This window comes from Candidatus Nanosynbacter sp. HMT-352, assembly GCF_022819345.1.
Classification (GTDB): domain Bacteria; phylum Patescibacteriota; class Saccharimonadia; order Saccharimonadales; family Saccharimonadaceae; genus Nanosynbacter.
In genome coordinates this window covers 455891-469278 of the sequence record NZ_CP089288.1, presented here as the reverse complement: position 1 = coordinate 469278, position 13388 = coordinate 455891, and the positions used below count along the sequence as shown (strand labels likewise).

Here is a 13388-nt window from a genome sequence, read left to right as displayed (position 1 = left end):
AACTCCTTTTATTTACCAAGCCCGCCGCTACTGCCGCCATAAACACTGCGCGATCCGCCGTGACCTCCGCCATTACTGCTGTCGGAATTGTTATCAAAAATGAACGCAAACAAAATAATGGCGATAAATATGGCAATAACTATAATCGTCGTCCAGTCAATCGGCTTAATGGTCCTGCCAAACATTTCCTTCTGTTCTTTGTCGCTCAACTGAACCTTGCGATAAGCGTCGTATTCGCGATTGTTATACTTCTCAATTGTTATCAACTGACGGTTTTTCGGCGCGCCAGTATCCCTCAAAGTAGCGTACGCCATCAGTTCTTTCGGGAAAACTTGATAGGTATTCTTACCCTTGATATTAACAATTTCACCCACGCCAACTTCATCAACTACTACTGTATGTTCTTTTCCATCCTGCTCGGAAACGGTAAATGATTGACCTTTTTCCAATTGCGTTGGATCAATTGCCTGAGTGAAACGAATCGGCTCGTACAGAGAAACGGTTTGATCGCTGTGATCATATTCCACCCAGCTATCATAATCAGCCAGCCCGGTAATCTCCCACTCTTCCCAGTAGTAAAATCGCTTGTCTTTCTTATCCCATTCGCGAAAAAGCAAACAGCCAACAACTCGCAAATTAGTTTTCTTTCCAGTCAATATTTGGTTGATTTTAAGTCGCGCTTTGGTTCGTTTCATATTACATTGCCATTTCTTTCATAATTATGTTTTCTGCGTCCAACACCCGTGCAACCAACTCTTTTATTTGTTGCAATTTATCATCATCCAGTATTTTACAAGTTGTCATCGCTATATACGCCACGCCGCTTTCTGGCCACGTATGAATCGCGATATGCGACTCCGACAAAAGCAGGGCAGCACTGATTCCTTGCGGAGAAAATTGATGCATCACCGATTCCAAAGAATGCAATCCCGCCAATTCCGTAACATTTCTTAACATTTTCTGCAGCTCATCCGCGTCATTAAGCAAGGCAGAGTCAACTTCGCTCACTTTTATGGTTATAGACTGGAACGCGGACGCATGCATATTATAGTAATTATATCACCTCTAGGGTGCCAGGGGTAAAGGTGAAACGCGACTCTTAGGGAATATCGGCATTTAGATTGTTGGGAAACTATAGATAAAGGCGGTATTAACAACAGCCGTTTATTGATTTTTCGTGGCGGCAGTAGTAATATTTACGCAGAAATAGGTAGCGCCACCCGTATTGGATAGGAGAGCAGACCTACTTCTTTTTTATGATGAATGAATATTTAAAAGTCCGAAAGCGCTACTTTTCTATTCTCGCTTAGTCTTTTTTATTGATATTGACCAGCAAAATTATTATGATTATAAGTAACAATACTGATATCATTAATTCGCCCATCGTAAAAGAATGAAAAATAATTCCATTATCAAGTATTTTAGTTCCGTTTGCCATATTATCCTCCTGCCCTCATTTTAGCATAAAATAACATGTTCATTTTATACTCATTTATATACGTATTGCGGAATCTAGCAAATAGCGACAAGAGGAGACTTGAGCAATCGCTTAAAAAGTAGTACGATAGCTGGACAGTTGTTGTGATTTGCAGCTGTCATTGTATGAAGACGCCTCAAAAACGAGGTGTCTTTTTTGACGGCTTCGAAAAAAATAGTAAATACATTCCGAATACAAGCTTAATCGCTGAGTCAATATATGCCATCACCTCTAATGGAATATCAGTAAAAATATACCCTACAAAAACATTAATGGCGCAAATAAGACCTAGATATATCATTGATTTTCCATGCACAAAATAATACGGGAAAAAATGCAGTGCAGTTGCCATCAGCGCTCCCAGCCAAATCAATCTCCAATTTTCAGTCGCAAAGAATGGTCCACCCAGCAAAACCATCAAGATAAATAATAAAATAACGGCATATAAAGATACTTTCTTTTGAAATTCACTCGAAGGGCCACCAGACAGCCTATTCAACACCTTTTTATTCATGTTGATTGAGAAAAAACTAATAACATATCCAATACTAAATATTTGCATATTTATTATTTGCTTTCCTCCTATTAAAGTAGCTATTGAAATAATCGCCGCTATTACAATTAGCCACAATCCGCACGCTCTCTTATAATTGAATTCCAACTTTTCATCTTTATTATAATTTAAAAAAGCCATAAATATCTCCGATAAAATTATCACTCTTATTATATCACCTCAACGATAAAGCCTAAAAATCGTAAGCATTTATTATCAACATATGATAAACTAATCTCATGGAAACGCTTATATTTATAGCTATAGTAGTAGCCGCAATTATTTTTTCTGGCAATCAAAGCAAGGCAGGGGACCGGCGGCGACACAAGCCCAATTAAAACCCCAATAAAGAAAGAATACGTATATATTAAAAAATCTTGTGCAATGACGCCAAGTGAATTATCGTTTTATAAAAGTTGGAAAGCGGCTTTCGCGAGAATAAACGGCAAATCTGTAGATTTTCTAATTTGCACCAATGATATGAAACCTCTAATAGCCATCGAGCTTGATGACAATACTCACAATCAGCCCGATCGAAAAACGCGCGACGATTTTGTCAATTCGATCATGGCCAATACTAATATGCCCCTACTGCGATTTAAGGCAGGCGAATGGAACAGTGAAATAATTAAGCACAGAATCACCCAAGCTCTTTCGCAAAACTAGCGATTTAAAAAACAATAGAACAAAATACGAACTAATTATGAGTTAATTTTTAAGTGTACATAAAGCCGAATCGGCTGAGTATTTATATTAATAAATTTTGCGCGATACAAGCACAAATTATAAATCCGAGCCAATGCAGATAAACCAATATACAACATAAAACGCACCAAGCTGACAAATAGGGCGGTCTATAAAATAGTAAACGACAAGTAGGTTGATTTGGTGAAAATGAGATAAATTTATCGCGAAGAAAGACGATGGAATAGTCGTGTTTTAGATATAGTTTTAATGTCGCACAATGTACCTTTTACGCAATAATAAATACCACACAAAGATGAATATACATATGTCTACATATATTCGCTAACACCTTAAAAACGAACTTTTTCTAGTAATTCGACCAGGGGATTCTCTACTATATACAGCCTCATAAAACATACCGTCTTTTATAAAAATATACACTAACAAAATACGAACTTAAAAATATTTTTTAATTCCAGCACTATACATGCCGGAGTGCTACATTGATATTTTTACATCAATATAAACTCTGAGTATGCGCGCCGTAAACTCATTAAGTTTTCCACAATGCATTTTATATTATTTGACATTTTTATATTTTTATTGCCCTACTCCCCTAGCTTATCATTTTGCGATTATTTGACTTTTGCATATTTTTATATTGTTATATATATTTTCTACGCCATACAGTAATAGAACAAAAAGAGAACTTACTCTATCCAAAAGAGAAGTTGACCGCCCTACTTATAGAACGACCTCTGATCTACCCTGACGTCTATATACCCTGGCTTTGCGCCATTATTGTCCAAATAACTCAAAGTAGCTATCGCCTGTTTAACCTGAGCTTGAGCAGACCTATCCACCGTCATACGGATCTGGGTTTCCCTGCCCTCGACCTTAAACCAAACTTGGCGTACAGTATTAACTGGCAGAATAACCTCTGAAACATTCATTTTGTGTTGCGAAAATTCAGATACGGCTTGACCAAGAAAACTCAAGAATTGACGATTGATAACTTCTTGACCACCTCTAGTTGGCAGGCCACTCTCATCACGAACAGCAACCGTAGGCGCGGCAAAATAATTCTGTTCAAAAGTAACGCCACTATCATCAACAAAATAAATCTTATCCCCAGAAGACCACTGAGCCACTGGCTGCCTAAACGTCAACTTAACGGCTGATCGCGCTAGAAAATCTCCCTCCACACGAATATTTTTTACCTCAGGAGCTTTCTGTAAAAAGAATTGCTTTAAGTCATTATTATTGAGGAAAAATCGGAATCTCTCCGCTGGATGGGCGCTGTAATATTCATTAAGAACGCTCACGTATTTATTGGCGTTGCTGGAACTTTTTGCGTCGGGAGTTTGGATTGAAATATTGATTGTCAATTGAAACAAAAGGAATATCACAACAAGCAGACTTACCGCAGTCGCAAACATTTTCCGCATTACACGGCGACGTTTTTTCACCAATTCGTGAGTCTCGAGTCTCTCGGAAGTCTCCAAAGGAGAGGATGTTTGGCGGCTATTAAGCGTCCTGTTTCGACGATACGATTGGGTGGGCAAATCCTCATAATTCTCAGTTCGACGACGCGCCGCGATTTCCCGACGACTTAGATTATCGTCCGATTTTTTCTTAGAGAAGGGGAATTTCACTTTCGCCTACCCTGCCTTCGCACTGTAGTAAGAATAATCTTCGCCATATCTTTAGCCGCGTTTAGCTTAGCAAATTTACCAAAGTTATCGCCCAGACCTTTAAGAATTTTCTGAGATTTTAATACGCCAATTATTTTTCGTGCCAAGATTTGATTGTCCTTATCCAGCTCATCTTCGGAAACTATCAATGCCGCCAATGCGTCCTGATAAACCTTAGCGTTTTTCAATTGATGCCCACCTGTCAAATGACCGTTGGGGATAATAATTGTCGGTTTATGTAGCGCCGCCAATTCCAGAAGAGTAGTCGCCCCTGCCCTGGTCACGACTATGTCCGCCGCCGCCAAAACTTCCGCCATTCCGTTGTGAACAAACGCCTGCAACCTCCAGCCTTCTCGCTCGTCGGTTTGCTTGAGAATTTCTTCATATTGCTGATTTCCCGATATCAAAAATACCGAAGCCTCGGAAAGCAGGTTTTCCCTAATTGCTACAATCGCGGAATTAATTCGCCCGGCTCCGAGTCCACCCCCGGTAATAACAACCAGCGGTTTATTGACATTAAAGCCCAATTTTTCCTTCAATTCTTTCCTCTCAGCCTCAGAATATGGATGGAATTCTGGCGCAACTGGAATGCCAACATATGAAGCTTTTTCTGGTGGATAATTGTAATATTCAAGCGGCGCACCCGTGCCGATAGCTTTTGCGAAGGGGCTCAGCAAGCGATTCGTCAAACCTGGATGCGCGTCAGAATCATGCAAAACCAACGGAATTCTTAATAGCCGAGCCGCATAGCCAACCGGCAAACAAACATATCCGCCCTTAATGAAAATAACGTCTGGACGCCACTTCATAAGCTTAAATAAACTCTGGAAAAATCCAACCATCACCTTAAAACCGTCACGTAAATTTGGGAATAAAATTGACGGATATAGATGAAACGAGATACTTTTTCCGTGATATCGGCGCAATTTTCCAGCAATAATCAAATCAACCGGAATATTCTCATCGAACTTAGCAAAAATCCCGCGTGCGCTGGCGCCAAATTTTTTATCACACCAAAAACGAAGCTCGTGATCACCAGTTTTCTGTAATTCTCTAAATACGGCTACCACTGGCGTAACGTGTCCGCCTGAGCCGCCGCCGACCGCTAAGATCTTGGCCACTTTCACCCTCCTCTAATGCTTTATGTGACGTATATTTGGAAATTTGAAAAACTAAACCTAACGCTGCCGCGATAAACAACATACTTGTACCGCCATAACTTAATAATGGCAATGGAATTCCAGTAAGCGGCGCCAATCCTGTCATTGCGGCAATATTCAGTATCACGTGAGAAGCAATCCAGCCAAAAATTCCCGCCACAATTAACCGCAACGTCACGTTCGGAAGTCTCGCGGCTACGTGCAAAATTGATAGTAGCAATGCTGTAAATAGCGCCAATATGGCCATTAAACCAACAAAGCCAAACGTTTCCCCCATAACGGCAAAAATTGAGTCGTTGGTCGCCTCTGGAAGATATCCTGTCGCCTGAACACTCTTACCAATTCCAAGCCCCAGGAGCCCACCAGAACCAATCGCAATCCTGGCCTGCTGAATGTGATAATTCTTGTTCTCCTGACTGCTCGTCCCTTTGTGACTATCGCCCTGCACGAAAGTCATCACGCGCTCAATTCGGTGCGGCGATGTAAAAATCATCACCAAACCACAAAGTGCAACAATCGCCAGAATCTTCTTGAAAATCTTCCAATCAATTCCAGCTACCAAAATCATTGACAAGATAATCGCTATCAAAGAAATTCCCGTTCCCAAGTCTTTTTGCAAAAACACAATCATCAGTAGCGACAAGCCGGAAATAATGCCCAGCGGAATGATAGTTTCTTGGATGTCGTTCAATTTTCCCTGTTGCGACCGCCGCCCTAAAAATCCCGCCAAAAACAATAGTACGCCATATTTGAGCAATTCTGACGGCTGGAAACTTCCTAATACGCCCAATTGGAACCATCGATACGCACCGTTAGTTTCTTGCGCAAATGACAAATGAAGTACCGCGCCCGAGAGAAATAGTAGAATACATAGCGCAAATCCAGCGTAGAGAATATATTTTGATCTCTCGCCAATAAACCATTTGTACGGTGTAAAGTAAAACGCAGAAAAAGCTATGATGGCAATAAACACACTCGTCAGCTGCTTGCCAAAGAAATACGTATCGCTATAATTCGTGCCGTAAGCATAATTCATCACGTTGGCGCGTTGCGGCCCCAGTGCATACATAACAATCAGCCCAAGTAGCAGCAAAAGCCCCATATAAAGCACAATCTGATACATCGGTCGATGACTTCGAACCGGCTGAGCGATAGATTGACGATTTTTGGCGACCGAATTACGCAATATGACCTCCAGCAAGCGCCAGCATCACGCCGATAAACGCCATCACGCAACCAATAACCCAGAAGCGCATCGTCACTTTAGTTTCCGGCCAACCAATCGCCTCCAAGTGATGATGAATCGGCGCAGACAAGAAAATCTTTCTCTTAAACAACTTCTTGCTGACGATTTGAGTCAAGCTTGATCCCGCCTCAATTACAAACAATAGACCAATCACAGGAAGCAGGAGTAGAGAGTCGGTTAACATCGCCACAACGCCCAAACACACACCATAAGCAAAGCTGCCAACATCGCCCATGAAGAATCGAGCTGGGTAAATATTGAACCACAAATAGCTCAAGAGCACTCCGACAACCGTAAAGCAGAATCCCGCCAATATGACGTGCTGTTGTAATAAAGCAATCACACCAAACGCCCCAAAACTAATACCGAGCAGTCCGCCCGCCAGACCGTCCATTCCGTCAGAAATATTAACAGCGTTACCGGTAGCCACCACCGCAAATGCGAACAAAGGAACTATCAACCAACCAATATTCACCTCACCCACAAACGGCACGTGGAAACTCGCCACGCCCAGTTTGGCAAAGAAAAACCAACCAAGCACCACGCCAATCAACGTGATCAGCGCAAACTTCACTGGACTACGAAGCCCAGCGGCGCCGCCACCCAAACCACGCAGATTGATAATGTCGTCAATTAGCCCAACAATTCCGCCACCAACCAACGCCGCCAGAGGAAGCCAGGTCTGAGCTCGGTCTAAATTGAAGAAAATCGTCACCACGAAAATTGAGATTACGCCAATCACTCCAGCCATCGTCGGAATGTTTCGCCGCAATTTTGCCGCTTGGAATTTGGCAAAAACCTTTAGCTTTTTCCCATCAGTACTTTCCGACCTTTGGCGCTTCCAAAAGCGATATCGATAAGCGAAAAACGTATAAATTGGCGTTAAAAACATCGCTAGTAAAAACGCGCCGACGCTCAGTAAAAATACGTGCGTCAATTCATTGGTCATTGTTTGCAAAGCTATTCCCATATTTATTCCTTTGGTGCTATTTTCATATAATCAATCATCCAGTTGGATATATCTGTAAAAATTGGTCCAGCGTGAAGATTTCCCTGCAAATTAATCCCCCTGCCTGGAGCCGCTACACGTACCATTATGACATATTCGGCGCCATTTTTTCCACCGCCATAACCAATATATGTAGCAATAGTTTCCTTCTGAGTATAAGCACCATTAATCACCGCTTCAGAAGTACCGGTTTTTCCACCAATTTCATAGCCAGATTTGTCACTCTTTGACAGGAATGAAGATCGACGCGCCGTCGTTAGCATCGTTCGCATCTGTGATGACGCGCCACCGCTTACGGTTTGGCGAATAACTTTATTTTCCGACGATTTCAGATTGCCAGATTCGTCAATTGTACCAACGAGAACGGTCGGCTTATAGTATTGACCGCCGTTAACTAGCGATGAAAATCCAGCTGCGACCTGAATCGTAGTCAAATTCATACTTTGCCCGTAAGTCATAGCCGAATAACGAACCTCATTTCCTTCAGCACTATCCGGTGGATAAATATAACCCGAAGCCTCACCCAGCTCAATTCCAGTTTTAGCGCCAAAGCCAAATTTATCGTGATAATATTCATACAAAATCTGGCGAGCCGGCAAATTAATCTGCGAACCATTTCCTAATTTTCGAATCGCGGTAATCGTACCGACGTTGAGCGAATTGTTAAACGCGCCTTGAATCGTCATCGTGCCGCCCAAACCCCTCAAAACGTTACACATCGTGCGGTCAGCGACTTTAATACAATCGGTATTATTATACGTGCTGGACGGCGTAATAACACCCTTGTCAATTGCCGTAGCGAAACTAAAGGACTTGATAATCGATCCCGGCTCAAACGGCACCATCGACGCGCTATCCACAAACACCGACCCATTTTTCTGCTTAGCAAAATCCGCCGGATTATAAGTCGGATAATTCGCCATTGCCAAAACTTGGCCGTTTTTTGGATTCATAACAATCACACTTCCCTCGGTAGCGCCAGCTGCTTCGACTCCCTTTTTCAACGCCAATTCAGTCTGATTCTGAATATTCCTGTCCACCGTCAGCGCCAAATTGTCGCCAGATTTCGCCTCGATTCGCATATTATTTTTTCCAACCGTCAAAGGTATGTTCCTCACGTCAGTTACAGATTGTAATAACCCGTCCCGACCTTTAAGTTGCTTATTCAAAGAACCTTCGATGCCATATTGACCTTCGCCAGCCGCATTCACAAATCCAAGCACGTGCGCACCCAGTTCGCCCTCAGGATAATTTCGAATAGAGCTTTGCTGATACAACACGCCCGCAAAGTTTTTCTTTTTCAATTTTTCCGCCTGAGTTCTGGTAATATTTTTCGCCAAAACTTCATAGCGCGACTTTTTATTATTAAGCCTTTCGGATACATTTTCCGTCATTTCACCGCCAGCAATTTCCCTCAGGCTATCAACAAGCTGACTCCGCTCTTTATCGTCAATCGACTGCGGATCCGCAATCACCGTATAGACCGCCTGATTAAGCACCACAGGAACTGGCGTTTTCCCGTCCATCATGTAAATTTTCCCGCGCTCCGCAGGAATGATAAATTGACGCTGCTGACTCGCTCGCGCTAATTCCGTATATTTGCCATATTGCAAAACCTGCAATTGAAATAATCGCAGCACAAAAGCCGCCATCACTACTAGTAAAGCGATGGCCAACCAACCAGTTCTTGAACGAATAAGCCGCTGCATATTGCTTATCCTATTATATCACTATTGAGCGTAATGCGTTTCAGTTGTCGTCATAGCTGAAGCGACATTGCTATTCTTCACCTTCTCTAACGCTGTCAGACGTGCGTTCTGAACTTCCAATTCTGACTTTTTTGCGCTTAGTTCGGTGATTTTTGTATCCAGACTCTGAGCTTCATAGCCGTAAGCTGTAAGCCTGGTTGCCTGAGTAAGATAAATCAAGCCCAGTACTGTAATCATCAATGCAACTAGCACTGTATGAGCAACAGGACCAAGTTTGACCTGAGACTGAAAACGTGTAGAATTCTGATTTCGGCGCAATTGACCGTGTGAACGTCGTGAAGTAAATGTGGTGGTGTTTGTCATTTGTCTCTATCTTTTATGTTTATATTTGTATTTAACATAACAAACCAGCCCGCCCGTTAAAGACAGGCTGGTTTCTCTAAGGTATATTCCGGAATACGCTTTAGTTTAGCCGCGGCGTACTGAAACAGCCTCTGCCTTGTCTGTATTCTGGAATTCTACTTTGATGTGGATTGGCATATTGTGCCTCCTTCTTTTTGTTTTATTTTTTCACGGCGTATCGAAACTTTGCACTTCGACTACGCGGATTGTGAACATCTTCAGTTCCAGACACCGGTTTTTTCTCTGGAACAATCAGCTCAGCCTCATAGCCAGCCGTTGCTTGCTCCGAAAAGTAACGCTTGATCAATCTGTCTTCCAAGCTATGAAAACTAATTATTCCTACTCGCCCGCCCTTATTAAGTAAGCGTGGCAAAAGTGGCAATAGTTCTTCAATCAGCTTAAGTTCGCGATTGACTTCAATGCGTAGCGCCTGAAAGGTACGAGTCGCAGGATGATGCTTCATACTACCGCGACCAACGGTTTGCTTGATCAGATCAGCCAGCTCAGTCGTTCCCTGAATTGGTCGAGCTTTTACAATTGCCTGTGCAATTCGCCTCGCCCGTCCGGGATTTTCCTCGCCGTAACGAGTAATCAGCTGCGTCAAATCATCAACCGAATACGAATTGACAATATCTGCCGCTGTAATTTCCGTCCGATTGTCCATCCGCATATCTAGCGGACCGTCAAATCTGAACGAAAAACCTCTCTCTGCTCTGTCAAGCTGCGGTGACGACACCCCCAAATCAGCCAAAATCACGTCAAATTTGCGTCCCTGCTTGACCAAATCTTGCGCTGCGCTCACAAAATCTTTGTGAATTAAAGTTACGCCTTTTTCAGCCAAATCGCCCAATGTTTTAATCGCGTTTTCATCACGATCGACTAACACTGAGTTCAAGTAACTATCCGTCCTATTTAAGAATGCCCTGGCATGGCCGCCATAGCCAGCCGTCAAGTCGAGATACGACTCGCCTTCGACTGGCTGCAGCTTGCTAAGGGTTATCTCCAAAAGTACGGGAACATGAATCGGTTCGCTCGCTTGGAGTTCTTCCGACTGTGGTGGATGTTCTTTAATACTCATCATTATTCCATTATACAGAAATAATGCTCGAGATCACCTAACTGGATATTTAATTCTGGCTTTTTTGTATTTGTGTTTTGTTTGTTTTTGTTGTCTTAGAGTGGAAATTTATTGATTGTCAGTAACAACCATGTTTTCCAAAGAGACTTATGTGTGAGGTGGAGTTTTTTTGGGAGGTGTTTGAGGAAGGTGCGTTGCCGTTTTTAATGTGGAGCAAATTGCCACATGCCATTTTCAAATACCCAGATAGTTGATCTCGAGAGGTTTTAATTGTTAAAGTGCTTAGCTAATCTACTATTCCGCATTCTCGGCCGCTATTAGCCGAAAATATTCCCCTGCTCGCACAGCAACGACTTCTCTGTCAATTCCAGCGTAGTCAAGCAAATGCTGCTCAATCGTCACTCGTCCTTGTTTTTGGTCGAGCGCCGATGCGGTTTTACCTCGTCGGAATTTAACGTTCAAGTCGGCAACTCGCTCGTCCAGAATACTTCCAGTTAGAGCGCTTTCCACTTCCCGATCCCAGATCTGCTGTGGATACAAGTGGAGATATTTGCCAAACCCGCGAGTTAGTACAACGCCTGACGCAAATTCTGCCCTGAGTTCAGCTGGAATTGTCAAGCGTCGCTTGTCGTCCAACTTACGCTCAAAGTAATCTGTCTGCACGTCGTCCTTCCTCCGTGGTAGATTAGTTGTTTTTTTGTAGTGGATGTTTGTTTTTGTTGGTGATTTTCCATCAACTTTCGTTCCACTGACTCCACTATACTACCCACAGCTACCCACTTGCAAGCCCTTTTTATGACTTTTTACCCATTTTTGCATCAAATAAAAACTTTTCCACATTTTTGTGGAAAAGCCTAGTGTTGAGTTGGTATAAGCCGACGCTATTTAATAGTTTTGGGCAATGGATTAGCAATTAAAGTTATTTCAGACCAGCCTACAGTTGAAAGGCAAACTAGTATACGCTTTTAACAATAAAAAGAACACCGGCGAACCGCTCAATTAAGGCGATTTAGTTCCGGTGGTTCTTAGCGTCAGTATAGTAAATAATTCTCAAGGAATCAATAGCAATAAGCTCCAGTACTCTATTCAAGAAACTACTAATGAGGCCTAAAGACCACGTCCCTATATCTCTCAGCAGACTCCCTACTTGCCTGCCTCAAGACCTCATCAATTGCCAGCGCGTCAGGAGAAACTTCCAGCGCCCTACGGTTAATTCCGTATAGATATAAATTGTCCAAATCTCGCACGCGACTCAAAGCCACATAACCCATACCTTCAACAAACGCCTTTCTCAGGTCAATCTTAGCCGCATCCAGCGTCATTCCCTGACTTTTGTGGACTGTTATAGCCCACGCCAAACGCAGCGGCACTTGAGAAATACTCGCTCGTTTGCGCTCTCCGTCTCGCAATTCCCAAATATCCGGTACCATCGTCACCCGACGACCATCTCGAAACTCAACAACCGGATATTCCGTCAGCGGCTCGAAATCAACTACCGTGCCGATACTTCCATTGGCATATAATTTTTGCGGCGAATTTTTAACCGCCATCACCAACGCGCCCAGCTTAATCACTAAATTTTCTGGAGCCAAAACTGACCTTTGCAGATTCTCTACATAAATTTTCGAGCCCGTCGTCGTTTGCTGATACGAACGCTCTTCTCCTGGTAATTCCGCCAATTTTTGAATATTAATATCATCGACATCAACATTTACGGTGTGCAGTTCTGTAATATCACCATCTGGCGGCTCAATTTCCGTGCGCGCCAGCAACGCCTCGACGTGACGTCGCCTAACATCGCCAGTTCTTAGAGCGGTCAGAACCTCCAAAAGCCGCTCATCATTCTGACGATATTGTCGCTCCAAATATAAAACCGCCGGCTGAAGTTCTTGCCAAGCATCAGAATAAACCACAAATCCACCGCCCTGCTCGTTCGGACGATTCACTGGCGGCAATTGAAAAAAATCGCCGCTCATCACCAACTGAATACCACCAAACGGCTGATCATTTTCCCTGACGGTTCGTAAAACTTTATCAATCATATCCAGCCGAAAATCGTGAAGCATTGAAATCTCGTCAATAATCAGCACGTCAGTTTTAGAAATCACATCACGCCGCGTTTTTGACAATCGTTCAAAAAAATTGTTCGGCAAATGATCATTCACACCAATGCCACTCCAACTGTGAATAGTATTACCACCAAGGTGCGTCGCCGCCAGACCAGTTGTCGCTGTTACCGACACCTTTTTACCGCGCTTTCGCGCCTGCGCAATAAAATTATTCAACAGGTGAGTTTTACCCGTTCCAGCCGCACCAGTCAGCAACGCCGACCGACCGCTCAGTAGAATAGCCAGCGCTAATTCTTGATCCATT

Annotated in this window: 14 protein-coding genes; 1 reads left to right on the top strand and 13 read right to left on the bottom strand. The window is 43.0% G+C overall.

Annotated features, from left to right (window positions below):
• Window positions 1–8: 8 nt before the first annotated feature.
• The 4 genes from LRM46_RS02510 to LRM46_RS02500 all read right to left on the bottom strand — a co-directional run bounded on the left by LRM46_RS02510 (window position 9) and on the right by LRM46_RS02500 (window position 2171).
• Entirely contained in the window at window positions 9–695 is a 687-nt protein-coding gene (locus LRM46_RS02510) for a hypothetical protein (RefSeq protein ID WP_243812895.1), read from the bottom strand.
• Window position 696: 1 nt separating this feature from the next.
• Window positions 697–1008, bottom strand: coding sequence for an S-adenosylmethionine decarboxylase family protein (locus LRM46_RS02505; protein ID WP_243812894.1), 312 nt, complete (start codon window positions 1006–1008; stop codon window positions 697–699).
• Window positions 1009–1306: 298 nt separating this feature from the next.
• Complete coding sequence (locus LRM46_RS03865; protein ID WP_259372790.1) at window positions 1307–1438, bottom strand: hypothetical protein; 132 nt, start codon at window positions 1436–1438, stop codon at window positions 1307–1309.
• 175 nt (window positions 1439–1613) lie between these two features.
• Window positions 1614–2171, bottom strand: a complete 558-nt coding sequence (locus LRM46_RS02500) for a DUF6609 family protein (RefSeq protein WP_243812893.1) — start codon at window positions 2169–2171, stop codon at window positions 1614–1616.
• Between the two features lie 243 nt (window positions 2172–2414).
• On the opposite strand from LRM46_RS02500, the gene LRM46_RS03890 reads away from it, so the two are divergent.
• Complete coding sequence (locus LRM46_RS03890; protein ID WP_243813362.1) at window positions 2415–2696, top strand: DUF2726 domain-containing protein; 282 nt, start codon at window positions 2415–2417, stop codon at window positions 2694–2696.
• 761 nt (window positions 2697–3457) lie between these two features.
• Here the strand turns inward: LRM46_RS03890 and LRM46_RS02495 are convergent.
• The 9 genes from LRM46_RS02495 to LRM46_RS02455 form a co-directional block, all read right to left on the bottom strand.
• Entirely contained in the window at window positions 3458–4372 is a 915-nt protein-coding gene (locus tag LRM46_RS02495; RefSeq protein ID WP_243812892.1) for a cell division protein FtsQ/DivIB, read from the bottom strand.
• Complete coding sequence (locus LRM46_RS02490) at window positions 4369–5532, bottom strand: UDP-N-acetylglucosamine--N-acetylmuramyl-(pentapeptide) pyrophosphoryl-undecaprenol N-acetylglucosamine transferase (protein WP_243812891.1); 1164 nt, start codon at window positions 5530–5532, stop codon at window positions 4369–4371. Before LRM46_RS02490 ends, LRM46_RS02495 begins: the two co-directional genes overlap by 4 nt.
• Complete coding sequence (locus LRM46_RS02485) at window positions 5465–6757, bottom strand: FtsW/RodA/SpoVE family cell cycle protein (protein ID WP_243812890.1); 1293 nt, start codon at window positions 6755–6757, stop codon at window positions 5465–5467. The genes LRM46_RS02490 and LRM46_RS02485 overlap by 68 nt, the downstream gene beginning before the upstream one ends.
• Complete coding sequence (locus LRM46_RS02480) at window positions 6750–7787, bottom strand: phospho-N-acetylmuramoyl-pentapeptide-transferase (protein WP_243812889.1); 1038 nt, start codon at window positions 7785–7787, stop codon at window positions 6750–6752. Before LRM46_RS02480 ends, LRM46_RS02485 begins: the two co-directional genes overlap by 8 nt.
• A gap of 2 nt (window positions 7788–7789) precedes the next feature.
• Complete coding sequence (locus LRM46_RS02475) at window positions 7790–9535, bottom strand: peptidoglycan D,D-transpeptidase FtsI family protein (RefSeq protein ID WP_243812888.1); 1746 nt, start codon at window positions 9533–9535, stop codon at window positions 7790–7792.
• A 21-nt stretch (window positions 9536–9556) separates the two neighbouring features.
• The gene (locus LRM46_RS02470) at window positions 9557–9898 is read right to left on the bottom strand and encodes a hypothetical protein (RefSeq protein WP_129634729.1); all 342 of its coding nucleotides are present in this window, start codon (window positions 9896–9898) and stop codon (window positions 9557–9559) included.
• Between the two features lie 199 nt (window positions 9899–10097).
• Window positions 10098–11018 (bottom strand): 16S rRNA (cytosine(1402)-N(4))-methyltransferase RsmH, encoded by a 921-nt coding sequence (gene rsmH, locus LRM46_RS02465; RefSeq protein ID WP_243812887.1) that lies wholly within the window; start codon window positions 11016–11018, stop codon window positions 10098–10100.
• 291 nt (window positions 11019–11309) lie between these two features.
• Window positions 11310–11678, bottom strand: coding sequence for a division/cell wall cluster transcriptional repressor MraZ (locus tag LRM46_RS02460; protein ID WP_052198792.1), 369 nt, complete (start codon window positions 11676–11678; stop codon window positions 11310–11312).
• Window positions 11679–12112: 434 nt separating this feature from the next.
• Window positions 12113–13387 carry an ATP-dependent DNA helicase gene (locus tag LRM46_RS02455; protein WP_243812886.1) on the bottom strand — a complete coding sequence of 425 codons (1275 nt, stop codon included), beginning with the start codon at window positions 13385–13387 and terminating at the stop codon, window positions 12113–12115.
• Window position 13388: the final 1 nt, after the last annotated feature.

Bases quoted from the DNA above. Each gene is read 5' to 3' on its own strand.
- LRM46_RS02510 (WP_243812895.1), bottom strand. From the start codon at position 695: ATGAAACGAACCAAAGCGCGACTTAAAATCAACCAAATATTGACTGGA.
- LRM46_RS03865 (WP_259372790.1), bottom strand. From the start codon at position 1,438: ATGGCAAACGGAACTAAAATACTTGATAATGGAATTATTTTTCATTCT.
- LRM46_RS02500 (WP_243812893.1), bottom strand. From the start codon at position 2,171: ATGGCTTTTTTAAATTATAATAAAGATGAAAAGTTGGAATTCAATTAT.
- LRM46_RS03890 (WP_243813362.1), top strand. From the start codon at position 2,415: ATGACGCCAAGTGAATTATCGTTTTATAAAAGTTGGAAAGCGGCTTTC.
- LRM46_RS02480 (WP_243812889.1), bottom strand. From the start codon at position 7,787: ATGGGAATAGCTTTGCAAACAATGACCAATGAATTGACGCACGTATTT.
- LRM46_RS02475 (WP_243812888.1), bottom strand. From the start codon at position 9,535: ATGCAGCGGCTTATTCGTTCAAGAACTGGTTGGTTGGCCATCGCTTTA.
- LRM46_RS02470 (WP_129634729.1), bottom strand. From the start codon at position 9,898: ATGACAAACACCACCACATTTACTTCACGACGTTCACACGGTCAATTG.
- rsmH (WP_243812887.1), bottom strand. From the start codon at position 11,018: ATGATGAGTATTAAAGAACATCCACCACAGTCGGAAGAACTCCAAGCG.
- LRM46_RS02455 (WP_243812886.1), bottom strand. From the start codon at position 13,387: ATGGATCAAGAATTAGCGCTGGCTATTCTACTGAGCGGTCGGTCGGCG.